Genomic DNA, 25497 nt, shown 5'->3' on the forward strand with positions numbered 1-25497 from the left:
TAAGTCATAAAAAAGAGTGCATAAGCACTCTTTTTACTGGCACGAACTATCAACAAAACAATCAACTTGTTTTGCATAGAAACCGAGCAACTATTTTTGATTAGAAGCAATTGGCATAAACATTGCTAATTGTAACCAATGTAAAGTTAGGTTTCAAAGGCACTCAAATGAATGATTTTAAATCAAAATATCTAGCCACACTTTTAGTTAGTATCAGCTTATTAACTGGGTGCGATGACGATTCTGACCATCAAGATACAAGTACTCCCACCCCAACCATAACGAAATTTAACTTTGTTGAGGGAACAATTGCTCAAATGCAAACTGCAATTTTAGACGGTGGAACAACTTGTCATCAGGTTGTACAAGGTTATTTAGATCGTATAAATGCATATGATAAACAAGGACCTACTTTAAATAGCATCATCACAATAAATGCGCAGGCTTTAGCTGAAGCTGATAAATTAGATGAATATTTTAAAATAAATAAAAAATTAATAGGGCCATTACACTGTGTAACCGTCTTACCTAAAGATAATATTGATACGTCGGATATGCCTACAAGTGCAGGCTCTAAGGCATTGATGAACAGCCAACCTGAGCAAAATGCATTTATCATCAACAATATTAAGCAAGCCGGAGCAATTATTATTGGTAAGGCTAATTTAGATGAATTTGCATTTAGTTATCAAGGAGATGGAACTCATCCGAATGGTGGTCAAGTTAAAAATGCATATGATTTAGCAAAAGGTCCTGGTGGCTCATCTTCTGGAACAGGTGCAGCAATTGCAGCAAGCTTAGCCATGGTGGGCATTGGTACTGATACAGGAGGATCTATTCGTATCCCTTCCTCTGTAGAGGCATTATATGGCTTAAGACCAAGCCTGAGGTTGATTAGCCAAAGTGGCATCATTCCATTATCTCCATTTCAGGATACGGCTGGCCCAATGTGTCGTAATGTCGAAGATTGTGCACTCTTGATGAATAGTATGGTCGGTTATGATGCATATGGATCTTCGAATCAACGTACCAGTATCGATATTGATGCGATAAATATTGGAAATGCCACGGCTTATCAATTCATGACCAATGTTCCAAATGACTATAAGGTTAGCTTGGATACAAATGGACTGAGAGGAGCAAGAATTGGGGTGGTAAGAGCACTTTTTAGCTCCGCAGATACAGATGAAGCAAAAATAGTAAATCAGGCAATGGAAAGTGCCATTTCTCAATTAAAAGCTGCGGGTGCCATCGTTGAAGATGTAACTATCGATGATTTATCAACTATTTTAACCAAATACACCAGTATGTCTGCATTTCAATTCAAGTCCAGTTTAACGACATACTTACAGTCTTGGTCAAATGCTAAAGATCATCATTATCTCAGCTATGATGAAATTTTAGCTAGCGGTGAGGCACGTAGTAATTTTGGTATTTACAACATCGACTTAACGTCATCAGCGATGCAAGCAGCATATCAATTAAATGCTTACGAGCGACCTAATTATGTAAGAACTCGTTTGAATAATGCATTGAATAATTTAAGCACCGATGGCACGGCTAAAGGGCAAGGATACGATGTTTTGCTATATCCAACCATGCAAGGTTTACCATCCGTAGTGGGTGGTACGCCTAATGCAGGCACAAATAACCGCCTCAGCCCTTTTTCTGGATTTCCAGCGATGAATTTACCTGCTGCAATGGTTAATCAAAGTGATTCCAATATCAAACTTCCAGTCGGAATGGAAATCTTAGGGAGAGAATTTAATGAGCCAGTATTGTTTAAAATAGCTTATGCTTGGCAACAATACGCGCATATTCGACAAGCACCAATCCATACGCCTGAATTAGTACATTAATTGAAATAGGGTAGAATATTTTTATGAATACTCTACCCAATCTTTAGAATATATTTTATGCTCAAAAAAACTTTTATTTTTATTTGCTTATATCATATATCTACTCTTGCTATGGGAGATATTTTCATTTCAACAAAAACACATTCAAATCAAATATCTGAACAAGAATCAGGAATTATTTACTACATTCCTTTTTATATGCGTTTTTCGACCAATAGGCCAGAAGGAAATTTTGAAGACTATGCATTTTGCAAAGGGACGATCAAAAAAAATCAGTTTATAAAGTTAATTCATCCAACTACACATATTTATCGTGGGGATCCTAGAGCAAAAATCATATTTAAAGATGCTATTTTTTTCGTAGATTCCAATGGGATAGCCACTAATTTTGCACAAAATTTTCAAATCGAAGATACAGATATTTTAATCAAAGACATAGAAAATATTAACTTTTGTAATCAATAGATAGAAGACAGTGATGTTCTCTCTCTTGGAGATCACGTTCGCTGTCGTGAAGATCGGATCTATGTTTAATCTTTATTTTTCTCATATTGCTTAATTTCTGTATATTAATAAATATCATAAGATTTTGATATTAAATTATTTATTTCAAAAATAGAGATTTAGAAAAGTTAAGTCATAAAAAAGAGTGCATAAGCACTCTTTTAACACCATACATATCGATTAAAACCGCTTTGTATAGTTCACAAAAAAACGATTTTCACTAAAGTCATTTCCATGTTTTACATCATAATCAATACGTAAGTACTGAAGTGCAAAGCCTTTTAAAGAGGGCTGTTGAAATGCATAATTTAAAATAACATTTGATTCAGTTTCATGGTTTTTTTCACCATTGGCAGTTTTAAAGTCATGTCCATACACAAACTTCACTAAAGCATTCAGACCCGGAACATAATCTTTAAAATCATAACCGTACATCACATGATATGATTTTTCATCCTTTTTAAAGAATCCAGTAGTATTCCAGTTGATAAAATACAGTTCAGGCAAAAAACCATCAGGCAAAGGATAAGCTGATTCACCAATAATTTGCTGGTAACCCACACCAAAGCTCTGGTTATTCACTTTTAGCATTTCCAGCAACCCAAGATTTTGGGCATCAATCTTGAAGTGATTGCCATCATTTTTGGCATTAAAATATTTAAGCTTGGAATTAAGCGAAAAACTTGGCTGTTTCCATATATGCTCTAGACCAACATAGTGTTTGTTATATAAATCTTCCAGATTTCCAAAATAGTACTCCCCTTTTAGGCTAGGTGTGAACTGATAACGCAGATCAAGATAATTCAAGCCATCAGAGTATTCAGTTTGACCATTCGAGGTAAAGGAGAAGCGGCGAAAGTCCTCTTCATTACGTGGAGAAACTTTTTCTACCCGTCCAATTTCAGCATACAACTGATCAGAAAGCTGCGACTTTAAATTTGTTCCCCAGTAAGACGTAATTAACTGACGGCTAGCATCTGAAGTGGTTACGGGCAAATCTAGCCATAATTCACCCACACTCAGCAGCGTTTTGTCATAAGCAAGTTTTAAAGTCGCTCCATATTTTAGATAGTCACTTGCCTGCGACTGGGTTTGTCTATCAAAAGGTAAAACCGTATCAGAGACATGCTTATCAGCACTTAAACGGACAGCATATTGAACCGAAGCATCAGCACCAATCCGAATCGGCTGATCTAAAATATGTAAAGGGGTATCGCGCAAATTTGAGGTATAAAACAATGAAGCTCCTTGTGACCAGCTTCCAAAATCTTTGACCTCTGGATTCTGATAATCTCGATTGATCAGCGCATTCTTTAAAGTAAATTTCCATTCATCCTGAATAGGCTGATTTGGATCAAAAGCCCACAATGTCGGGCTTACACCAGAAATCAATGTGCATAAACCAAACGTTAGCGTATGTCTTTTTAACGTGTACATAAGATAGGTCATCCATAGCAAAGACGCTGTATCATCCTTTGAGACAGCAATTTATTTTTAGGGTGATTATTTGACCTTAGCCTAAAGCCGCTACAGTCTTAGGCTGGTCTTTTTTAAGGCGTTTAATCAATAGCATTGAGATAGCGGCACAAAATGCAGGGATCGCAAGAAGGCTCAAAATCGTAAAACTGGATAGATCCAATGACATTAACCAGCCCCCCATGATTGATCCGACGACAGAGCCTGCCCGTCCAGCCGCATTGGCCCAACTTACCCCTGTAGCACGGCAATGGGTTGGATAAAAACCAGATGAAAAAGCATTCGCACCCACTTGTGAACCACTAATCCCTACGCCCACCCCAAACATGGCAAGCATCAATAACAAGGTATTCGCATGTTCAATCCCAAAACCTAAACAGATGAGGAACATCCCGCCTAAAACATAAGCACTGCTGAGGATTCTGGTAGCATCAGACTTATCCATGAGTAAGCCCAATACGATGGCTCCTATGGTTCCACCCACCTGAAAGATAGAAGTGAGCCACGATGCATGAGACAAATTAAAACCTGCATTGGTCAGTAAAGTTGGCATCCAACTTGAGATCATATAAATAATCAGCAAGCTCATAAAAAAGGTGAACCAAATCAGAAAAGTGCCCAAAGCCAGACCTTTACCGAACAAGTCTTTTAAACTCGACTTTTCTACTTCATTTACAGGGGCTACTAGAGCTGGAAGGTTGCTGGCGTGCGGCGCAATACGGTGCATGATACTTTCAATTTTCTTTATACTTTTCTTTTTCAAAACTAAAAAGCGAAGCGATTCAGGTAATAGAAAATACAAAAATGGAACCATACATAACGGCGCAAAGCCCCCGATCAATAAAATGCCCTGCCAACCCATCTGCGGTAAAAGTTGAGCAGAAAAAATCCCGCCCAGTGCTGAACCAATCGTAAATCCACAAAACATCATGGTGACCAAATTAGAACGGCGAGAAGTAGGCGCATATTCTGAGGTTAAGGTAATCGCATTCGGCAGCGCTCCCCCTAGGCCTAATCCAGTCACAAATCGCCAAATAATCAGCGTTTGAAGGTCAGATGAAAAGGCTGCAAAAATACTGGCACAACCAAACATGATCACCGAACCAATCAAAATCGGTTTACGTCCTAATTTGTCAGATAAAGGGCCAAAAATAAGTGCCCCCGCCATCAGTCCAAATAAACCTGCGCCAAATAACGGCGCGAGTTCAGTGGTTTGCAATCCCCACTCTGCCTTTAATGCCGGCGCAATAAAACCTACTGCTGCGGTATCAAAACCATCAATTGCAACAATGAGAAAGCATAAACAGGTAATGAGTTCCTGTAGGGTTGATAACGGCATTTCATCAATAAAATGTTGTACATCCATGCTTTGCCTAGACATATTTACTCCTTTTGCCAATACCATGGCACTTGCAATCCTTAGCGAAGATGTCCAGTTTTATTTATTCTTTAATCTGAACATCTGGTTATCTCCTCAAACTGGGGCGATTACTTGACGTTTACCGTGATCCCCGTCAGTCCTGTAATTTCGGCACGCATCACATCACCACGCACCACAGCACCTACGCCTTCAGGTGTCCCTGTAAAAATCAAATCACCTGCTTTAAGTTCAAATAAAGTTGACAGGTTGGCAATGGTTTCAGAAACAGACCAAATCAAATGACTAATATCACTACGCTGTTCAGTTTTACCGTTGACGGTTAAATGAATATCCGCCTGATTGAGTTCACCGACTTCCGAAATTGGATGAATTGGGCCAATCGGTGCAGAAAAATCAAAAGCCTTTCCAACTTCCCATGGTCGTCCCTGTTCACGCATATTCATTTGCAAATCACGGCGCGTCATGTCCAAGCCTACTGCGTAGCCATAAATATATTGTGCTGCATCCTCTACCGAGACATTCTTGGCATCTTGTCCAATCGCAACCACAAGCTCAATTTCATAGTGATAGTTAGACGTTTCAGTTGGATATGGAATATCTACCGCTTCCTGTTGAACAGGTACAATGGATTCCAGATCATTTGGCTTACAGAAAAAGAAGGGAGGATCACGATGATCAAAGCCCATTTCACGCGCATGTGCTGCATAATTACGGCCCACACAGTAAACACGACGTACGGGAAATTGCAGTTCTGAGCCATGAATAAATAGGCCCGCTGGTGTCATTGGCTGGAAAATAAATGACATGGCTTGTTCCTTTTTGATAATAGATTCACACATGAGACTTAAAAAGCATCTGCCTGCTGTTCAGGTGCCGCTTTTTGAAACGCCTCAAGCGTCATACAATGCTGATAAACTTCATGAATCAGTGGATAGGCTGAAAGGTTGAGGTTGAAACGCTGAGCAGATACAACTTGTGGAACTAAATAGGCATCTGCAATGGTCGGTTGCTTGCCATAGCAGAACTTTCCGCGATTCTGGTCTTGTTCCAAAATATGCTCTAAAGCAGCAAATCCATCCTGAATCCATCTGGTACACCACGCATTTACCTGACTCTCATCCAGACCAAGTTGGCGTAGATGTTCTAGTACACGCTTATTGTTTAGAGGATGAATATCGCAGCCTATCAAGGCCGCAATAGCACGTACCTTTTCTTTAGCAAGCGCATCTTTAGGCAACAAGGCCGGCTCAGGGTATTGCTCCTCAAGCCATTCAATGATCGCGGGACTTTGTAATAATCTCTCGGATCCTGTATCCAGTACTGGCACAAAACCTTGTGGATTCAGCGTTTTAAATTCCGATTGATGATGTTCATTTTTGGCCAGAGAGATATATTCCATCTCATAATTCAATCCTTTTAGATTCAGGATGATACGGGTACGATGCGATGTCCCGCTGCGGAAAAAACTATAAAGTTTCATATTCCAGCCTCCTCAACCGCAATCTTTGTAAAGCGTTCATGGCTCAACTGACGCTCACGTACTGAATAAAGTCCTAACTTACGTTGCAAAGGGGCTTCATCTGCAATAAAGACATAACATGGCTGCTCAGATGTATTGATTAAATCAATAGCAGCAAAACAAGGGGCACATGCGGTATCCGCTTTGGTCAAACTAAAATGTTGCTGATCTATATTGACCTTTAGCTCGCCTTCAATGACATGAAAGACCTGTGCAGTAGAACGCAAAGGTAAAGATACCGTCTCTTTGGCACGTAACAATAAAGCGGAGTAGCCCAAAATATTTTGACAATCGCGGCCTGTTTCAGGATTAACATATGCGACCTGTATCACCTCTTGCCGCGTTGTGCCTGTAGCTAAAGCGTCCAGCACTTTTTTGGTATCCTTCCATGCATAACGCAACATTGGATAAACAGCGTCTTCACGAATGAAATGAGGGGTTGGGGCAATCCCTGCCGCATAATTATGGGTGCTTCCCTGATTAATCCGATCAACTTCTTGACGGCGTCCTTCTTCTACAAAAGAAGCCTCCATGTAATAAATCAGAGGGAGATCCAGAATATCCATCCAGATGACTGGCTGATCCCCGTCATGCCCATGTTCATGCCACAGCCCGGAAGGCGTCAGGATCATATCACCATGCTCCATGAGGCATTTTTGCCCTTCAACCGTGGTGTAAGCCCCCTCACCTTCAATAATTAATCTCACCGCATTCGGTGTATGTCTATGTGCTGGTGCCCATTCCTTAGGAAGTAACAATTGCATCCCCAAATACATGGCAGGACTGACTTTCATATTGTCCAAACCATGCCCCGGATTTGCGAGAGCCAAAACTCGGCGCTCGGCCTTTTCAATCGGGGTTAGCTCACCCGCCTGTAACAACAAAGGTTTAATCTGGTGGAAATACCAAGCAGTTGCGAGAGTATGGGGCTGTGGAGCATGAGGGGGGATAAAGTTTCTTAAATTAGGCCATAATGGCACCAGATTAGATGCCTCAAGTTGTTCACGATAACGTTCAGGTAGTTCTTCTAATGTGCCTAACTGTTCCATCTGTCATTCCTTTCCTGTTGCATTAAGCGCAATCCCAATGCCCATAATTTCATCAAAATCTGGTATTGGATCAATGTAACAATCAGGATGTGTTGAATCTATGCACAAAAAACAATAGGCTGTATTGATAAAATCAATACGGTGATTCATTGATATGTTTGATCTGGATACACGACTGCTCAAAATTTTCTTTGAAATCTATCAATACAAAAGTATTTCCAAAGCGGCTGAACAACTTGAAATTGGGCAGCCGACTTTAAGCATTGCCCTGAATAAACTGAGAGCACATTTTCATGATCCATTGTTTGTACGCATTGGAAATAAAATGCAGCCCACCGAATTGGCTCAACAACTCTACCCAATGATCGTAGAAATCTTGAACCGCTTAAAACTGGTAGAAAATTACAATATTGATTTTGACCCGCAGACCTCAGCCTATCAATTTCGCATTAGCATGACTGATATCAGTCATCTGGTATTTTTACCTCGTCTGATTAATTACTTACGTCAGCATGCGCCTTCAATTCGTCTGGAAATCTTACCCATTGATAGCCAGACCGCACTCATGATGTCGAATGGAGATATTGACCTCGCCATTGGTTTCCTACCACAGCTCGAAGCGGGTTTTTATCAGCAGACCTTTTTTCAGCAACATTACACTTGTATTGCCAGTCAACAACATCCAAGACTTACAGGTACACACCTTTCATCCGAGGATTTTTGTCAGGAGTTACATGTTGACATTCTGGCAACTGGAGGCCATTTTGTGGTTGAGCATGAACTACAAAAACATGGTGTGAATCGAAATATTCTGGTGCGTTTACCCAGCTATCTTGGCGTGGGGCTTATCGTCAGAGATACAGATGCGATTGCGACAATCCCAAATTATCTGGCTCAGGTATTAATGTCACAAGGAGGATTCAAAAGTTTTGATCCTCCTTATCAATTTCCTCAGTTCAGTGTAAAGCAGCATTGGCACTCGCGTGTACATCAGACACCAAGTAACCAATGGCTAAGACAAGTTTGTTTTAAGCTGTTCTCATCATAAATAAAGCGCATCAGGCAGACGCTAGCCCGCCACTTCGAACTTTATTCAGATCCAGTGATGCCTGTTGAAATGGTGATATGTTTGTACTCAATAAAATCATCCATCGCAGCCATTCCATTCATTCGTCCTAAGCCCGAATTTTTAAAACCACCTTCTTCAAACTCGTCATAAACAACAGCCCAGTCGTTAATCCAAACGGTTCCAGCTTCAAGTTCAGCCGCCACTCGCAATGGCAAATTGACATCTCGACTCCAGACCGATGCAGCTAATCCATATTGATTGTCATTTGCCAGCTCAATCGCTTCCTCTTCGGTATCAAATATCTGTACAGTCAAAACAGGGCCAAAGGTTTCTTCCTGAATAATTTGAAGTGAATTGTCATGCACTTCTAGGAAGGTAGGACGATAAAAAGCACCTTTTGCCAATTCACCTTCCGTGACTGGCCCACCACGAACAATCACTTTAGCGCCTTCCGCAATCGCCTTTTCGACAGTGGTATTCACGCGTTCCACATTATTCTTATCGATTAATGGCCCCATATCACTGTTTGGATCGGCGGCTGGGCCAACGCTGACTGCACTTAAACGTTGCGCCAGTTTTTGTTTCAATTCATCCGCAATTTCACGCTGTACCAGCAAACGTGAACCTGTCATACAAAATTGTCCTGCAAAAATCGTCACGGCTTTTTCTAGCTTCGGCAAAACCAGATCCAGATCTGCATCCTTGAATACGATCATTGGTGTTTTACCGCCTAATTCCAGTCCAAAACGCTTCAAATGTTGGGCACCTGCTGCTGAAATGGCCTTGCCTGTTGCGGTACTCCCTGTAAAACTGATCACAGGGACATCTGGCGAGTCAATCAGCAGGCGAGCTCCAAGACTTTTAGATTCACTAAATAAATGAATCACCCCTTTTGGCAGAGCGGATAGTTCCGAAAAAATTCGGGCAATGAGTGCATTTGTTTGTGCGGTTTGACCAGGCATCTTAATTACCGCTGTCACCCCTGCGGCTAAAGCTGGCGCGAGTGAACGAACCATCAACACAACAGGAGAATTCCACGGTACAATAATACCTGCCACCCCCATCGGTTCACGTAAAACCATTGAGTAGCTTCCTGGCTTTGGTTCCAGTGCGCGTCCATACTCTGTCAACGTCACAGCAGCATAGTAACGTAACTTGGCAGGAATCATCGTGACTTCAAAAGTTGCTTCAGGCTTAATTTTTCCATTTTCAGTTGCAAGAATCTCAATCAGCTCATCAGCATATCGCTCAAACGCATCTGCCATCTCATTCAGGACTTTTGCTCTCAAATGACGATCACGCTTCCAGCCTGACTTCTTAAATACGGTTTTAGCAGCAGAAATGGCTTGTTCCACCTGTTCTGTAGTGACATCTGCATACTGCCCAATTATCTCATATGTTGCAGGATTGATGGACTGTACGTACTGTTGAGAGTCAATCCATTCACCATTAATCCAGTTCTTCGCGAGTCTATCCATTTGTACATCCTAAAATGAAAACAAGAGAGGATCAGCTTAGATATTCCATCTAATATTCTTATTTTTACCGTACTTAATTCTGCCTTCTGGCTAGCTTCAGCTCAGGGACTTTATGAGCCACTGGATGAGTCATTGCATTGATTCGGTAAAATCTGACAACTGAAATCCCAATCTTCCCTGACGTCAACTGATAAGCAGGTCGATTTCAAAGAGAGAAAAATACCCTAACAAATGAAGTTTTTTATCCACTAGACCACAATCAACAAAAGCTGGATTCGTTTTTTTCGAACGATCACTTAAACCGACTGCTGTAGGTTTTTTTGAATGGCGATATCCCAACTTGGGGTATGCCCGATTTTTTTTGATAGAAAATGAACCAGAGCCTGAATCTTTGGTGAAGCCCGATTTGATACGCGATAAACGACGGATATATTGCCTCCCGATGGAGAAAATGCGGGCAAGATGACTTTGAGTTGTTGCTGGCAAATTGCATCAGCTGCCAAAAAACCTGGCAAAATCGCAATCCCTAACCCCAGTTTTGCGGCCTCCAGTAATTGATGACCACTGTCACTGCGCATATAAGGAGAAATCCGGAAAAATGCCCTTTCCCCATCTACGGGCAATTGCCACATCCCATGAGGTTCACGCGGCAGGTAAAGCAAACCACGATGTCGGAAAAGCTCATTTGGATGTGTTGGAGTACCATGGGTCTGTAAGTAATCTGGGCTCGCACAAATATAATGACGATTTTCAGCAATGGTTTGGCTGATCAAGTTAGAGTCAGGCAACTCTCCCATACGAATGGCCACATCATAATTTCCATTATTCAAATTCACAAAATAATCAGACGACTCTATATCCAGTTTCAGATCAGGATACATTTTCATGAATTCTGCCAGATCAGCAGCCAGATACCGAATGCTAAACCCCTGAGGTACAGATAAGCGGAAGTTACCTCTTAAATGATCATGGTGAGCGCTGATTGACTCTTCGAGATGACTGAGCTCAGCCAAAATCTTGATGGACTGCTGATAAAACTCCTGTCCCACATCTGTACATTGCATGGTTCTGCCACGATGAATAAGTGCCGTAGCCAAACGTTGTTCGAGTTGTTGAATCCGCTGGCTCACGACAGACTTCGTAATACCTAAACGCTTTGCAGCATTGGTAATGCTTCCTGCTTCAATGACAGCAATATAGGTCTGCATTTCTATAATCTGATTCAAACACACCCCCAAAGCGGGTTTTATTTAAGACAGATATTAGGTCTAAGCAAGCCAATTTGAATAGTCCGTTATTGCAATACTCAGCCTTATTCCTGAAACGACCTGAAAAATATCCTTTATTGTTTTATTTTTAGGCCCTTTTTATCAAAAATAGTCTCTATGTGCTGACTCAGAAAATCAACGATAGGCTGTAAAATCTGATGCTGACTTGGCCAGTCCTGTTTTGTCATCTCGCCTTTATACTCTTGCACCATTCGTTGTAAGACGGGCTGATCTTTTTCCTCGAGTTGAGCGATCACCCATTGGGCAGCATGCGACTTGGAAACAATCTCACCCAGACTCAAACTAAAATAGATTCGGCATAACGCTAAAATCTGATTACGTTCATCACCATCTTCATCCCAATGTGCCACTATTGATGGATAAAGGTCTGCCATCGCTTGCCAAAGTTGCTGATCTGGAATCTCATCTAACCAACTTGTTAAATCTGGCCCAAACAATGTTCGGTGATGCATGTACGCTTTCTTTAACAAGATACTGATGTCTGGATCATTTTGTGCTGACAGCTCCCCTCCATCGACGAGTTCCTCACGCAACCATTCCCCAAACTGTAATTCATAGCTTAAAGGATATCTGCCTGAAATCACTTCTTCTTTGAGCAAGACAGTCACTTCGAGTGCGCGTTTCTGCAATCCACCAATTGGATGTGAAAGCGTTAATAAAGCTTGTGCAAGCTGCTGTCGCTGAACGTGTGTTAGAGATTGAGTAACCACCACCAGAAGATCCAGATCACTTTCCGGGCCTAAACCGCCATCAACAGCCGAACCATACAAGTAAATCGCAAATAATGATTCTGCAAATAGAGCATGTAAATATTCTTGTAACTGCTGAAGCTGAAATTTTTCTGACATTTTCAATCTCCTGAACAGCCGAGCAACTGACATAAAAAAAGGCAGGATTTAATCCTGCCTTTTCATTTCATTATTCCCACTCAATCGTTGCTGGTGGTTTAGATGACACGTCATATACAACACGTGAAACATCTTTAATTTCATTCATGATACGGGTTGAGATTTTATCAACCAATTCGTATGGCAAGTGAGCAAAACGCGCTGTCATAAAGTCAACCGTTTCAACCGCACGAAGTGCAATCACCCATGCATAACGACGACCATCACCGACAACACCTACTGATTTCACAGGTTGGAATACTGCAAATGCTTGTGCAGTTTTGTCGTACCAGCCGCTGTCACGAAGTTCTTGCATAAAGATGTCATCAGCAAGACGAAGAATATCAGCATATTCTTTTTTCACTTCACCCAAGATACGCACGCCCAAACCTGGACCTGGGAATGGATGACGGTAAATCATGCTGTGCGGTAAACCAAGTGTTGTACCTAGTTTACGTACTTCATCTTTGAACAAGTCACGTAATGGTTCAACCAAATCAAACGCTAGATCTTCTGGTAAACCACCCACGTTGTGATGTGATTTGATCACGTGTGCCTTACCTTGTTTGCTTGCAGCAGATTCGATCACGTCTGGGTAAATCGTACCTTGTGCCAAGAATTTCACGCCATCAAGTTTACGTGCTTCTTCTGCAAATACTTCGATAAATTCACGACCAATGATTTTACGTTTTTTCTCAGGATCAACTTCACCCGCCAATGCAGACAAGAAACGTTGTTCAGCATCTGCACGGATCACACGGATACCCATGTTGTCTGCAAACATTTGCATCACTTGATCACCTTCGTTTAAACGAAGTAAACCATTGTCTACAAATACACACGTTAACTGGTCGCCAATCGCTTTGTGTAATAACGCAGCAACGACTGATGAATCCACACCACCAGATAAACCTAATAGAACTTTTTCATCACCAATTTGTGCACGTAACTGTTCTACACGTAAATCAATGATGTGTTCAGGTGTCCACAGACCACGGCAACCACAAATCTTGTGTACAAAGTTAGACAGTAACTCAGCACCTTTGGCAGTGTGTGTTACTTCTGGATGGAACTGTACGCCATAGAAACGACGAGTTTCATCACTCACCGCAGCAAATGGGCAGCTTGGGGTGCTTGCAGTAACCTGGAAACCTTCAGGAATCGCACTTACTTTATCGCCATGACTCATCCATACGTGAAGCTGGTTCTCGCGATCTTGCAAGTTACCAATCAGATTATCACGTACCAGAATATCAACTTCTGCATAACCAAACTCATGTACTGTACCTGGCTCTACTTTACCGCCAAGCTGTTCAGACATGGTTTGTAAACCATAGCAAATACCCAACACTGGTACACCAAGTTCAAATACAACTTGCGGTGCGCGTGGGCTTCCTTCTTCATGTACGCTCTCAGGGCCACCTGATAAAATAATCCCGTTCGGATTAAACGCACGAATGTCTTCTTCAGACATATCGAATGCATACATTTCAGAATAGACACCTGCTTCACGTACACGACGTGCAATGAGCTGGCTATATTGAGAGCCGAAATCCAGAATAAGGATACGATCTTCAGTAATTTGAGTATTGGTCGTCATGGTTCATCTTAAAGGCAAATGAATTAAGCGCCACATTCTAACATTTTTCACGCTTTGACGCACCGCAATTCATCATCTATCTTGCATTTTAATCCGGCCTTGCCATCAGCCCTGATATTTAAACTAAAATTTCTCCACAAGCCACTTATTTAAGCGATTTAAATCAACAAAACTCACCGATTCTGCTCAACACAAAACAAAAATTGGTGCTAAGATGATGGCTCGAAATAGGGATTACCATGGAAAGGTATTCAATCGACAGCATCGTTGCCTTTTTATGCGATTGTGATGTCCTTAATTAAAGGAAAAATAAAAAGGTAATACAGCATCTCAAGGTCTTGGTAGATCACCAATGTCCTAAAATATTTTACTATCATCTAGCGCTTGCCCGACCACGAGCAACAATTAGGACTTGAAGGACCAATAAAATAATGTTTCAAGAAATGATTGCGGATTTTCACCAAAATTTCTGGCTATATATTTCCATTCCATTTATCAGCGGCTTTATTGGTTATGTGACCAAAGTCATTGCGATTCAAATGATGTTTTCTCCCCTCGAATTTAAAGGGTTAAGATTATTTGGACTCCCACTCGGATGGCAAGGGATTGTGCCACGCAAAGCTGAAAAAATGGCGACCACAGCCGTTGAGCTAATGACCTCCAAGCTCATCAAACCTGAAGAAATCTTTGCCAGACTCGACCCCAAACGTATTGCACAGGAAATTGAAAAACCGTTAATGGCGGCTGCCGAGGATATTACTCGTGAAGTCGCACAGCAATATCAACCCGGTTTATGGGAAGGTATGCCAGAGTTTGCCCGTCAAAGACTGATTAAGCGGGTTCAGGCCAAAGCCCCTGAAATTGTTGAACATATTATGAGTGAAGTACAGAAGGATGTTGCCAAGTACTTCGATATCAAGCATATGGTGGTCAACAACCTACTCAAAGATAAGCGTCTCCTGAATGAAATCTTTAAAAAAGTCGGCAAACAGGAATTCAAATTCTTTAGTAATGTCGGTTTTGTATTTGGTTTCGCGATTGGCGTGGTGCAAATGCTGTGCTGGATCGTCACGCAAGGTAAATATCCATGGATGTTGCCAATGTTTGGCGGCTTCGTCGGTTTCTTTAGTGACTGGATGGCCCTGCAAATGATGTTCCGCCCGTTATATCCGAAAAAGATCATGGGCTATACGTGGCAAGGTTTATTCATTAAACGTCAGAATGAAGTGGCGGCTGATTATGCTGCGTTGATTTCAAAACAGTTACTCACCTCTCGCAACATGATGGAAGAACTATTTTCGGGTACACATTCAGACAAAGTCATTGAACTGGTCAGCCGTCAGGTCAAACAGGAAATTGATTTACAGGCAGGTATTGTTCGCCCACTGGTAGTCTATGCAATCGGCGGTGAGAAATATCAAAACCTGAAAGCTGATGTGGCTGAACGTATTTTAAAACAGCTTCCAGACACCATGCGCTACGTTGAATCTTATGCTGAAGACGCGATGAATGTACGCAATACCTTAGTTGAGCGCATGCAGAAACTAAGCCCCGAAGAATTCGAAGGAATGCTGCGTCCAGCCTTTAAAGAAGATGAATGGTCTTTGATTATTGTCGGCGCGGTGCTTGGTTTCCTTGTGGGGGAAATGCAGATTCACTTTATGCTTTAAAAATATGATACCCAATAAAAAAAGGAAGCTTCAGCTTCCTTTTTTTAATTAATGGGCATGTTTTTCAATTTTGACAACTTCGATATCAGTTGGCTTATAACGATGTGTATCAACTTCACCGACCAGACGCACATGGTCACCGACTTTTAGGTTTGCTTGACGCCAGATATCATCATCAATTTCGACACCAATCGTCCCGCTCTTGTCTTTAAACTCATAATGATCACCTTTCAGATGTTTAGTGATCTGGCCTGTCAACGTAATGCCAGTTTCATCAGCAAGTTTTGCCACCTGACTGACGGTTACGACATTCTTCGCCGCCTCCTGCACAATGACATGGTCATCTTTACCTGCCCAAGTCGCTGTTGATAATCCCGCTAAAACCACAATCCCACAACTTGCGATGATTTTTTTCATTTCATTTCCTGTTTTGTTCTAAAGTCTTATGATCTAAACAGAAATAGTCGCTCATGTCGGCTTAAGTTTGTAATTAAGCGTAATTCATGTAAGTCATACAGAGGCTTAGCCCCGCTGCTGAAAGCGGGGCAATGTGTTGCACTTATTATTTTTCAATTAGGTGATCAAGGCTAAAACGGCCTGCACCATACAACATGAGCGCGAAGAAACCACCTGCCATTGCAAAGTTCTTCATAAAGTTAATCGCATCTTCGGCACCGTTATGAAAGATAAATGCAGTGAGAATGCTAAAGATACCTAAGCCCAGCGATGCAAAACGTGTCTGGAAGCCAAACAGTAAAGCCAAACCACCACCGAACTCCATCAGAATCACAAGCGGAAGTAACGCAGCTGGTACGCCCATTGATTCCATATAGCCAGCAGTACCTGCATAACCTACAATCTTGCCCCAACCCGCAACAAGAAAGATATAAGCCAGTAATAAACGTGCAACTAAAATGACACCATTTGCTACGCCAGATTGCGTTACGATATTTTTTACAACAACATTCGGATTAAACATGGTTGGTTCCACACTGTTTGTTTTTTAACATGGAGCCAGTTTATGTATCTTTGTTTATGCAATAAACACCATATTAGTTAACATATCGTTCTTTATTTGCAACAATAAAAAGATTAAATCAGCTTTCCTATCAAATGTTTCCCTTGCAAAGTTACTAATTAATTAGCTTTTTATACTGACATTCTAATGATGCACTGCTAGGATTTAGTCCACATTTATAGTGTTAACATCTTCATGGAACTCATTGATTTTATTCTGCACGTTGACGAACACCTTTTAGAATTTATTACCAATTATGGCGTGTGGATTTATGCCATTTTATTTTTAATTATTTTTGTTGAAACTGGTTTGGTGGTGATGCCATTTTTACCAGGTGACAGTCTGTTATTTGCAGCAGGTGCGTTGGCTGCTTCAACAGGTGCAATGGATCCATGGGTTTTAGGTATTTTATTATTTATCGCAGCGGTACTCGGCGATACCGTAAATTACCACATTGGTCGCTACATTGGCCCGCGCGTTTTTGAAACCAATTCTCGTTTTATCAATAAACAACATCTGATCAAGACCCAGCATTTCTTTGAACGTCATGGCGGTAAAACGATTATTTTTGCCCGTTTTGTACCCTTTGCCCGTACTTTTGCTCCATTCGTTGCAGGTGCAGGCAGCATGAACTATAAGTACTTCCTAACCTATAACGTGATTGGCGCATTCTGCTGGATTGCATCGTTTATTACACTGGGTTATTTATTTGGCAACATGCCAATCGTGAAGGATAACTTCACTCACTTAATTTTCGGTATTATTATTATTAGTGTGTTACCGGGTGTGATTGGTTTTATTCGTCAAAAACTGAGTAACCGCAAAGGCCAATAAATCAAATTTCGGTTTAAAACAAACGAAAGATCATTGGTAACATACAAATCAGCAATAACACAGCCGATCCTTTATATAAATGATCGGCTTTGATTCCAATCAGACTTCCCGCTAATAAAGCACGTCCAAATAACATCCAGAAAATACTGACGGGCAAAAGCACCAGACTAAACACTGCAAAAACGATGGCTGCATTTTCGAGTGAATTCCAGGTTTCGCTTGGGAAAACTCCTGCTGCCAACAAAACCGTTTTCGGGTTCTTTAAGGTCGACATAAACAGTTGTCTTTTACGGATATGCGGATGATGCTGATCGTGTTTTTGTAGATGTGAACTTTTCCAGAGATGAAAAGCCATCCAAAGTACATAGAGCAAACTGGCTGTATGTAAAATCGCGCCCAATGCGGGCCAGATCGGGTCAAAAAGATGAATGAACAGCGCCCATAAACTAATGCCGTACAAATATCCCAACCATTCGATTGGAATAAATTTCATGGTTTTAGGTACACCTTGTTGGTGGGTTGCACTGGCAAGTAAAGCGTTGGTCGGACCTGGAATTAGTAACACTGCCAACATCGCCAAAACAAAAAACCAACTCTCAATCATACACATACCGAACGACTATACATGGGCGCCACCTTAAACGAATTTAGGGCAAAAATACAAATTTCGGTAATAAAAGCAGCAGGTAAAATACTGGAGTTTAGTATCGATAAATTTTTAAGCGTTTAATTTTTATCATTATTTTTTGAAACATTTTGCGATAATTTAGTTACTTATCACCATAACGAATTATGGTGATAAGGAGGCAAAAATTATGATTTTGGACGTTGTTTTACGATAATCGGACAGCCTTTAAACTTCGCAGCCTGCACAATCGCATCTTGCTGACCCATCACTTTGGCAAGTTCGGTATTCTTGGTATTCATCGACTGGCCCATATTTACAGAGATAGATGGTCCAAAGCCCCAACCGCCTCGGCCCCAGCCACCACCGAGTCCAACACCCACGCCCATACCGGTACGTTTTGGTGTTTCCACGCCATTTTCAATATAGAGCTGAATACGGTTGTATTCGGCTTGTAGTTGCTGACAGTTCAAGGTCTGATATTGCGTAGGTGAAACATAAGCTGGCTTAACCGTTGATGCACAAGCACCCAAGAGCATACTTGCAGCCAAAACAGGCATCCAATATAAGCGTTTCATAGTGTTCTCTTATTTCTTAGATTCAATCTCATTGAACAGCGTGACATAAGCAAGCGTCAATTTATGTTCAGATGCCAAATGAACCAGTGGTAAATTCTTTTGATGTGATTCTTTCATCAAGATCGAGGGCGGCAACATGCTATCGAGCACAGGCAAGCCTTCATCTTTTAATTGTTGAACCACTTCTCGAGGTAATTTTGCCTGAGACTGGAATTGATTGACCACAATTCCCTCAATCTCAAGGCGATCATTATGATCATCTTGGGTTTCGAGGACATTTTCAATCAAAGTTTGTAACGCACGTTTTGAGAACACATCACAATCAAATGGAATCAACACGCGATCTGCTGAAATCAGCGCAGATAAAGTAAAGAAGTTAAAGGCAGGTGGTGTATCAATAAAGATACGGTCATAACGTGCACTGAGTGACTGAATTGAATCACGTAATTTATAAATTTTATGTTTACTTTCCAGTGCATGCTCTAGACTGCCCAGACTTGGGCTGGCAGGAATGACATCCAGATTTTCAAATGACGAGCGGTGAACAAAACTATCCAGACCTTTGCCACGAGGTGCTTTTAAAATCGAACCAATGGCATTGCCAATCAGGCCTTTTTGCTGTGTAGTGCCTAAAACATCATCAAAGAAATTTTCAATATTGGGTTCTAACGCTGCTTTGTCCGCAGAATAGGTTGCATCTTCACCTAACAGGTACTGGCTCGAATTTGCTTGTGGATCAAGATCAATGACCAGTGTTCTCAGGCCCTGTTTTGCACTAATTGCAGCCAGATTAACGGTAATACTCGATTTCCCCACACCACCTTTCTGGTTAAACACCACACGCGTTAACATGATTTCCCTCTACCCTATTTTTTTAAACTGCATGCAGTTTAACCTAGTGCAAAAACAATTTCTAAAACAATGTCCAACAATCAGGCAAAAACCGGTTTAATCATCACAAGACCGAGAATCCCGACCATAGCCACTGTACCGATCAACAAACCTGCACGGCGTTGTTCCAATAAGATACTGCTGTCTTGCTTATAGGTTTTGATCAATGACGACCACAATACAAAGAACAGGATGACTTTGGCATAGAACCACGGCTGTACATCAAAGTTCTTCATCGCCAGCAAGATCGCACCCGTAACAATAATTAGGGTCAACGATAAATGCTGTAAGCCGACCATCGCTTTACGGGCCTTTAGATTAGGCTGCTGATCCTGTACACCCACAAATAATGTTGAACCACGTAATACAAAAGCAATAATCAACAAGCTCATTGCAATCATATGAATCATTTTAGTGATGAAATGTAGGTCCATGATCCGTCCTTAACCTTTTGGTGCATGTGCACATTCAGGGCTAGCAGGTGCTTCACCTTGCCATTCATCTGGTACATAAGCATGAATTGCCAAAGCATGGATACGACCTGGGCTCATTAATTCCGCTGCAACGGCATAAATTTTTTGATGACGCTGTACCAGACGCAAGCCTTTAAATTCATCGCTCACCACAATCACTTTGAAATGTGATTCTTTACCTGGGAAATAACCGCCATGCCCCGCTGACTCATTGATCACTTCGAGATGAGTGGGTGCCAGTGTTTGTAAACGTTCAATCAACTGTTGTTCTAAGTTCATGAGTCAGGCTGTCCGGTCAGATTGAGATAGCTCATTAGTATACATGACCTCACTTGAAGCGAAACTTTTATCCATTTTTTTGCTTTTAAGCTGTTTTTTCCATGAAAATGCTTTTATTTTATGCAATTAAACAATTTCTTTGCATAAAGTTGTTGACCCTCATTTTGCTTAATGTATTATAGCTGGCACGCGGGAATAGCTCAGTTGGTAGAGCATAACCTTGCCAAGGTTGGGGTCGCGAGTTCGAGTCTCGTTTCCCGCTCCAGATTGGTTTTTTTAAGTGTAAGTTTTAGTAAAAACTGCTCAATATGCGGGAATAGCTCAGTTGGTAGAGCATAACCTTGCCAAGGTTGGGGTCGCGAGTTCGAGTCTCGTTTCCCGCTCCAAATTTAAAAGGCCCTAGTCGAAAGATTAGGGCTTTTTTCTTTGTCTAAATATTATGCTCCACGTGGAACATCAAAAATAATGAAGCGCAAATATTGGATCTCTCTTCTTTGCTTATAAATCCTTAAAAAATAAAAAGGTGTTCCTCAGCATCGAGCAACACCTTTTCATTTCATTTTGAACAAACAGCTATTCTGTCATCTTGGCTTGCAGTTTGACGCCTTGCTTGTTGTTCTCCGCTACCAATGCCTGCTGACTGTGATCTCGTGGCATAAATGAAGTGGCAATAATGGCAACAACTGCCATCGAACCGATATACAACATGATCAAGTAAGGATTTCCACCGCCAACGCTCAATAACTTTGTCGCAATCAGCGGTGCAAGACCACCACCGACTACACCTGCCAGTTGTACCGAAATGGAGATGCCGCTATAGCGAATTTCTGCGGGAAACTGTCGGGCAAAAAGTTGTGCCTGAGGCGCATACATAATCGGAAAAACCACACCGATTGCCAATACAATTGCCGTCCAGACCAGCACAGGATCTTTGGTATTGAGCATACTAAAGAACGGATAACAATACAGCGCCAGCACACACAGACCAAACATGAACATATTGCGCTGTCCGACTTTATCAGACAAATGTCCACATAATGGTGTCATCACTAAAATCACGGCGGCACCGCAAATGGTGGCAAATAGAATTTCCTGTCTGGCGATGCCCAGTTGTGTGGTGGTGTAGGCCAAAGTAAAGGTAGAGGCAATATAAAACCATGCATTCTCTGCCGCACGTGCCACAATAATACTTATCAATTGCTTAGGATGTTGCTTAAATACCTGTAAGGCAGGAACTTTAACTTCTTCAGCTTGTTGTTTCACTTTTTCAAAGTCTGGCGACTCTGGCACTTTCACCCGAATATACCAACCAACTGCCAGTAAAATAATGCTCGCTAGAAAGGGAATCCGCCAGCCCCAGCTAAACAGGGCCTGTTCAGGTAATAAAGACACCAGCCCAAGCGCGATAGAAGCCAACATCAAACCACCACCGGTACTGGCTTGGGGAAGGCTGCCCCAGAAGCCTTTTTTGCCCTCTGGCGCGTGTTCAACCGCCATCAAAACTGCACCGCCCCACTCGCCACCCATCGCCATACCTTGGATAAATCGCAAGATCACCAAGCCAATTGCAGCCCAGTAGCCAATTGATTCATAGGTCGGTAACAGACCGATCAGCACTGTGGGTATTCCCATCAGCATCAAGGTCAGCAGTAACATCGATTTGCGGCCAATCTTGTCACCAAAATGCCCAAATACCAGACCGCCCAGAGGCCGTCCGATAAATCCCACCGCATAGGTTGCAAAAGCAGCGAGTACGCCCGTCAGTGGATCAAGATTCGGGAAAAATAATTTATTGAAAATTAAAGCTGCTGCTGCACCATAAATAAAGAAGTCATACCACTCAATGGTGGTCCCGACCATACTGGAGATACCTGCCAGTCGATGGGATGACTTGTTAGGAGATGAACCGTTTCCATGTATTGTTTGCATCGTCATTTTCCTTTCTTGGATATTCTTGTTTTATATTTTTGTGCTGATGCTCAATCCTGATCACCAGCATGTTCAGATGGTTGATACTCCTTGATGTGTGTAGATAGAAGGTAGAGTAAATTTAGCTTAGTTTTTCCAGAATCTGTTCCAGTTCAGGGTTACGCTGTTGCCATTTTGGCTGTTTGTCTTTATCAACAATTAAGGCGCGTACACCTTCAATAAAATCACCATGCTCAAACCAGATATCCTGTAAATCCCGTTCCAGTTGCATACACTGCTGTAAAGATAATCCACGACCCAAATACTGTAATTTCAGGCTGGTTTGTTTGGCGATAAAGGAACGTTGCTGCAAAATATCCAGCATCTTGCTGGCCCAAGTTTTGAACTGTTCTTCCTGTTCATGTTCAAGGCTATGCTCGATCTCATCCAAATGCTGGAAACCGAAATGTTTACGGATCGGCTCAATGAGTTGCTTGAGTTCACTTTCAGCAGGACGGGTAATAAAGCGGGCAATGATCTGTTCAATATTGGCTTTGCTCAGGTTCGGTGCGGCAATCAATGCCTCTTGTAGGGTAGACAATTGCTCACTCGGCACATGGTAATCGATCAGATCAAGATAGAGCGCATCACTACTGCTGATCTGCTCTCCCGTAATCGCCATATACACGCCGATATCATCCAGCCGAGACAGGAAATGAGTCGCACCGACATCAGGGAAAAATCCAATCGCAGTTTCAGGCATGGCGAATCTGGACTTTTCACTACTCACCACAATATGACACGCTTGAGCCAAGCCAAAACCGCCACCCAGCACATAGCCATCAAGTACCACGATCACAGGCTTTTGATATTCGCGTAGCAGATTCAGCATTTTATATTCAGCGCTGAAATAGCCTTTATAATCAGCTGTTTCATTCTTATAACTGTCATACAGATAACGGATATCGCCACCCGAACAAAAGGCTTTGGGACTATTCGATTTGAACAAAACCGCCTGAATGGCAGCATCATTGCGCCACAGTTCCAGTTGTGTGCAGATACCTTCAATCATATCGAGCGATAACGCATTCAAATGCTTGACCCGATCCAGACTGATGACGCCTAAGCTACCTTGTTGCTCAATCATTAAGTGATTTTCTGTATTCATTTTCTTGATCCCTTATTGATTTTTAAAGTTTGCCTGCCGTTTTTCCACAAAGGCCTGCATCCCCTCTTTTTGATCCGAAGTTGCAAAAATCGAATGGAACATACGACGTTCAAAACGTAAGCCTTCGGTGAGATTGACCTCGAAGGCACGATTGATGGTTTCTTTCAGCATCATATTGGCGGTTAAAGAGCGCGCTGCAATTTTTTCTGCGGCTTGCAGGGTCTGTTCCAGTAATTCTTCTTTGCCAAACACACGCGCCACCAGACTACTTTGCTCTGCCTCTACTGCACCCATTTGCCGTGCGGTAAAGCACATTTCCATGGCTTTGGCTTTCCCAATCGCATGGGTTAAACGCTGTGTACCACCAATGCCCGGGATAACACCTAAAGTCACTTCGGGTAAACCAAACTTGGCATTGTCAGCACAATAGATAAAGTCACACATCAGTGCCAGCTCACAACCACCACCCAAAGCATAGCCACTCACCGCTGCAATGAGCGGTTTACGGCGTTGTGCGATACGATCTGCCAGATGGAAAAAGTCGTCGAAGTAGATATCTGGAAATGCCAGATCAGCCATTTCCTTAATATCTGCACCTGCAGCAAAAGCCTTTTCAGAACCTGCCAATACGATGCAGCCAATCTCACGATCTTTCTCTAACGCATCCAACGCCTGATTGATTTCACTAATCAATTCACTATTCAGCGCATTCAAGGCTTGCGGACGATTGAGGGTAATCAGTCCAACACCATTACGCTTTTCTAATAAAATACTGTTCCACTGCATGCTTTATTCCTTGCTTAGCTTTTATAGACTACGTGCGATCACTAAACGCTGGATATCGCTAGTGCCTTCATAAATCTGACAAATACGTGCATCACGGTAGATCCGTTCAATCGGGAAGTCTTTCAGATAGCCATAGCCACCAAATACCTGTAATGCGTTTGAACAGACCCGTTCGGTCATTTCTGAGGCAAATAGCTTGGCCATTGACGCTTCATTGAGACAGGGTTGCCCTGCTTCTTTGAGCCGTGCAGCGTAATGCACCAGTTGTCGGGCCGCTTCGATCTCGGTCGCCATACTGGCAAGACGGAATGCCAGTGCCTGATGCTCAAAAATTGGTTTACCAAAGGTTAATCGTTCTTTGGCATAGCGCGTGGCTTCTTCCAATGCCGCCCGTGCCAGACCGACTGCCTGTGCGGCAATGCCAATACGACCACCTTCCAGATTGGCAAGCGCGATTTTTAAACCTTCACCTTCTTTACCCAGCATCAGACTTTTATGAATACGTACATCTGTCAGGGCAATCTGGCAGGTATCCGAAGCATGCAGGCCGAGTTTTTCTTCCACCCGAATCACTTCATAACCCGCTGTCTCGCGTGGCACAAGGAAGGCACTGATGCCCTTTTTACCCGCACTTGGATCAGTCACGGCAAATACGATAATCACGCCCGCATTATCACCCGAGGTAATAAATTGCTTGGCACCATTGAGAATGTAGTCATCGCCATCTTTCACCGCGCGGGTTTTAATGGCTGCCGCATCTGAACCTGTATGCGGTTCAGTTAAGGCAAAAGCACCGATCATTTCACCCTGTGCCAATGGTTTTAAAAAGCGTTCTTTTTGCTCATCGGTACCAAATTTTAAAATCGGCACACAGCCCACCGAGTTATGTACGCTCATAATGGTTGAGGTCGCACCATCTGCCGCAGCGACTTCTTCAAGTGCCAACACATAGGCCAAATTACCTGTGTCAGAACCGCCCCATTGTTCGGGAATCAGCATGCCCATAAAACCGAGCTGCCCCATTTGTGCAAGCGCATCTTTTGGAAATGTACCATGTCGATCCCAATCACTGGCATTGGGTTTAATCTGTTCTTGGGCGAAACTTTTCGCCATATCACGTATTAAGACTTGTTCTTCGGTCAATTGCATCTTGCGT

At 42.2% G+C, this 25497-nt stretch carries 25 protein-coding genes and 2 tRNA genes; 7 read left to right on the top strand and 20 right to left on the bottom strand.

Going from position 1 to position 25497, the window contains the following annotated elements:
• The first annotated feature begins 167 nt into the window (after positions 1 to 167).
• Positions 168 to 1859, top strand: coding sequence for an amidase (locus AWW72_RS02555; RefSeq protein WP_062846341.1), 1692 nt, complete (start codon positions 168 to 170; stop codon positions 1857 to 1859).
• A gap of 57 nt (positions 1860 to 1916) precedes the next feature.
• On the top strand, positions 1917 to 2324 hold the full coding sequence (locus tag AWW72_RS02560) for a hypothetical protein (protein WP_062846342.1): 408 nt from the start codon (positions 1917 to 1919) through the stop codon (positions 2322 to 2324).
• Positions 2325 to 2543: 219 nt separating this feature from the next.
• On the opposite strand, the gene AWW72_RS02565 is transcribed toward AWW72_RS02560, so the two are convergent.
• From AWW72_RS02565 to AWW72_RS02585, 5 genes are all read right to left on the bottom strand, one after another.
• Positions 2544 to 3812 carry an OprD family outer membrane porin gene (locus tag AWW72_RS02565; protein WP_502686072.1) on the bottom strand — a complete coding sequence of 423 codons (1269 nt, stop codon included), beginning with the start codon at positions 3810 to 3812 and terminating at the stop codon, positions 2544 to 2546.
• Positions 3813 to 3876: 64 nt separating this feature from the next.
• Positions 3877 to 5220 carry an MFS transporter gene (locus AWW72_RS02570; RefSeq protein WP_062846414.1) on the bottom strand — a complete coding sequence of 448 codons (1344 nt, stop codon included), beginning with the start codon at positions 5218 to 5220 and terminating at the stop codon, positions 3877 to 3879.
• Between the two features lie 107 nt (positions 5221 to 5327).
• Positions 5328 to 6026, bottom strand: a complete 699-nt coding sequence (locus tag AWW72_RS02575; protein WP_004773265.1) for a fumarylacetoacetate hydrolase family protein — start codon at positions 6024 to 6026, stop codon at positions 5328 to 5330.
• A 38-nt stretch (positions 6027 to 6064) separates the two neighbouring features.
• Positions 6065 to 6700: a maleylacetoacetate isomerase gene (gene maiA, locus AWW72_RS02580; RefSeq protein WP_062846344.1), complete on the bottom strand. Its 636-nt coding sequence runs from the start codon at positions 6698 to 6700 to the stop codon at positions 6065 to 6067.
• Positions 6697 to 7788 carry a cupin domain-containing protein gene (locus AWW72_RS02585; protein WP_062846345.1) on the bottom strand — a complete coding sequence of 364 codons (1092 nt, stop codon included), beginning with the start codon at positions 7786 to 7788 and terminating at the stop codon, positions 6697 to 6699. The genes maiA and AWW72_RS02585 overlap by 4 nt, the downstream gene beginning before the upstream one ends.
• Positions 7789 to 7942: 154 nt before the next feature.
• Between AWW72_RS02585 and AWW72_RS02590 the strand changes: the two genes are divergently transcribed.
• Positions 7943 to 8836 carry a LysR family transcriptional regulator gene (locus AWW72_RS02590; protein WP_004773269.1) on the top strand — a complete coding sequence of 298 codons (894 nt, stop codon included), beginning with the start codon at positions 7943 to 7945 and terminating at the stop codon, positions 8834 to 8836.
• Positions 8837 to 8877: 41 nt separating this feature from the next.
• Here the strand turns inward: AWW72_RS02590 and AWW72_RS02595 are convergent, their stop codons facing one another.
• The 4 genes from AWW72_RS02595 to guaA all read right to left on the bottom strand — a co-directional run bounded on the left by AWW72_RS02595 (position 8878) and on the right by guaA (position 14111).
• Complete coding sequence (locus AWW72_RS02595; RefSeq protein WP_062846346.1) at positions 8878 to 10335, bottom strand: aldehyde dehydrogenase family protein; 1458 nt, start codon at positions 10333 to 10335, stop codon at positions 8878 to 8880.
• A gap of 296 nt (positions 10336 to 10631) precedes the next feature.
• A complete protein-coding gene (locus tag AWW72_RS02600) occupies positions 10632 to 11561 on the bottom strand; it encodes a LysR family transcriptional regulator (RefSeq protein WP_062846347.1) in 930 nt (309 codons plus the stop codon).
• Between the two features lie 116 nt (positions 11562 to 11677).
• A complete protein-coding gene (ant(3'')-IIb, locus tag AWW72_RS02605; RefSeq protein ID WP_062846348.1) occupies positions 11678 to 12472 on the bottom strand; it encodes an aminoglycoside nucleotidyltransferase ANT(3'')-IIb in 795 nt (264 codons plus the stop codon).
• 70 nt (positions 12473 to 12542) lie between these two features.
• Positions 12543 to 14111: a glutamine-hydrolyzing GMP synthase gene (guaA, locus tag AWW72_RS02610; RefSeq protein ID WP_005255720.1), complete on the bottom strand. Its 1569-nt coding sequence runs from the start codon at positions 14109 to 14111 to the stop codon at positions 12543 to 12545.
• Positions 14112 to 14554: 443 nt separating this feature from the next.
• Here guaA and AWW72_RS02615 point away from each other — a divergent pair, with 443 nt between their 5' ends.
• Positions 14555 to 15781, top strand: a complete 1227-nt coding sequence (locus AWW72_RS02615) for a DUF445 family protein (RefSeq protein ID WP_171062171.1) — start codon at positions 14555 to 14557, stop codon at positions 15779 to 15781.
• A 48-nt stretch (positions 15782 to 15829) separates the two neighbouring features.
• On the opposite strand, the gene AWW72_RS02620 is transcribed toward AWW72_RS02615, so the two are convergent.
• Together AWW72_RS02620 and AWW72_RS02625 are read right to left on the bottom strand one after the other, a co-directional pair.
• Complete coding sequence (locus tag AWW72_RS02620; RefSeq protein WP_005255721.1) at positions 15830 to 16198, bottom strand: NirD/YgiW/YdeI family stress tolerance protein; 369 nt, start codon at positions 16196 to 16198, stop codon at positions 15830 to 15832.
• 145 nt (positions 16199 to 16343) lie between these two features.
• Positions 16344 to 16760 carry a DoxX family protein gene (locus AWW72_RS02625; RefSeq protein ID WP_004773284.1) on the bottom strand — a complete coding sequence of 139 codons (417 nt, stop codon included), beginning with the start codon at positions 16758 to 16760 and terminating at the stop codon, positions 16344 to 16346.
• A 234-nt stretch (positions 16761 to 16994) separates the two neighbouring features.
• Here AWW72_RS02625 and AWW72_RS02630 point away from each other — a divergent pair, with 234 nt between their 5' ends.
• Entirely contained in the window at positions 16995 to 17633 is a 639-nt protein-coding gene (locus tag AWW72_RS02630) for a DedA family protein (RefSeq protein WP_004773285.1), read from the top strand.
• Between the two features lie 13 nt (positions 17634 to 17646).
• On the opposite strand, the gene AWW72_RS02635 is transcribed toward AWW72_RS02630, so the two are convergent.
• The 5 genes from AWW72_RS02635 to AWW72_RS02655 all read right to left on the bottom strand — a co-directional run bounded on the left by AWW72_RS02635 (position 17647) and on the right by AWW72_RS02655 (position 20479).
• Positions 17647 to 18237, bottom strand: coding sequence for a LysE family translocator (locus AWW72_RS02635; protein WP_062846349.1), 591 nt, complete (start codon positions 18235 to 18237; stop codon positions 17647 to 17649).
• A 209-nt stretch (positions 18238 to 18446) separates the two neighbouring features.
• A complete protein-coding gene (locus AWW72_RS02640) occupies positions 18447 to 18836 on the bottom strand; it encodes a hypothetical protein (protein WP_004773289.1) in 390 nt (129 codons plus the stop codon).
• Between the two features lie 9 nt (positions 18837 to 18845).
• Positions 18846 to 19688 carry a ParA family protein gene (locus AWW72_RS02645; RefSeq protein ID WP_004773290.1) on the bottom strand — a complete coding sequence of 281 codons (843 nt, stop codon included), beginning with the start codon at positions 19686 to 19688 and terminating at the stop codon, positions 18846 to 18848.
• Positions 19689 to 19768: 80 nt separating this feature from the next.
• Positions 19769 to 20161 (bottom strand): SirB2 family protein, encoded by a 393-nt coding sequence (locus tag AWW72_RS02650; protein WP_062846350.1) that lies wholly within the window; start codon positions 20159 to 20161, stop codon positions 19769 to 19771.
• 9 nt (positions 20162 to 20170) lie between these two features.
• On the bottom strand, positions 20171 to 20479 hold the full coding sequence (locus AWW72_RS02655; RefSeq protein WP_062846351.1) for a BolA family protein: 309 nt from the start codon (positions 20477 to 20479) through the stop codon (positions 20171 to 20173).
• 189 nt (positions 20480 to 20668) lie between these two features.
• Between AWW72_RS02655 and AWW72_RS02660 the strand changes: the two genes are divergently transcribed.
• Together AWW72_RS02660 and AWW72_RS02665 are read left to right on the top strand one after the other, a co-directional pair.
• Positions 20669 to 20744: transfer RNA gene (locus tag AWW72_RS02660), tRNA-Gly, on the top strand.
• Positions 20745 to 20789: 45 nt separating this feature from the next.
• Positions 20790 to 20865 (top strand) — tRNA-Gly (locus AWW72_RS02665).
• Between the two features lie 187 nt (positions 20866 to 21052).
• Here the strand turns inward: AWW72_RS02665 and AWW72_RS02670 are convergent.
• The 4 genes from AWW72_RS02670 to AWW72_RS02685 all read right to left on the bottom strand — a co-directional run bounded on the left by AWW72_RS02670 (position 21053) and on the right by AWW72_RS02685 (position 25490).
• Positions 21053 to 22408 carry an MFS transporter gene (locus AWW72_RS02670; protein ID WP_062846352.1) on the bottom strand — a complete coding sequence of 452 codons (1356 nt, stop codon included), beginning with the start codon at positions 22406 to 22408 and terminating at the stop codon, positions 21053 to 21055.
• A gap of 121 nt (positions 22409 to 22529) precedes the next feature.
• A complete protein-coding gene (locus tag AWW72_RS02675) occupies positions 22530 to 23555 on the bottom strand; it encodes an enoyl-CoA hydratase/isomerase family protein (RefSeq protein WP_062846353.1) in 1026 nt (341 codons plus the stop codon).
• Between the two features lie 12 nt (positions 23556 to 23567).
• A complete protein-coding gene (locus tag AWW72_RS02680; RefSeq protein WP_062846354.1) occupies positions 23568 to 24341 on the bottom strand; it encodes an enoyl-CoA hydratase in 774 nt (257 codons plus the stop codon).
• 21 nt (positions 24342 to 24362) lie between these two features.
• Complete coding sequence (locus tag AWW72_RS02685; RefSeq protein ID WP_062846355.1) at positions 24363 to 25490, bottom strand: acyl-CoA dehydrogenase family protein; 1128 nt, start codon at positions 25488 to 25490, stop codon at positions 24363 to 24365.
• Between the last annotated feature and the right edge of the window lie 7 nt (positions 25491 to 25497).

This window comes from Acinetobacter sp. NRRL B-65365 (genome assembly GCF_001605865.1).
Classification (GTDB): Bacteria; Pseudomonadota; Gammaproteobacteria; order Pseudomonadales; family Moraxellaceae; genus Acinetobacter; species Acinetobacter vivianii.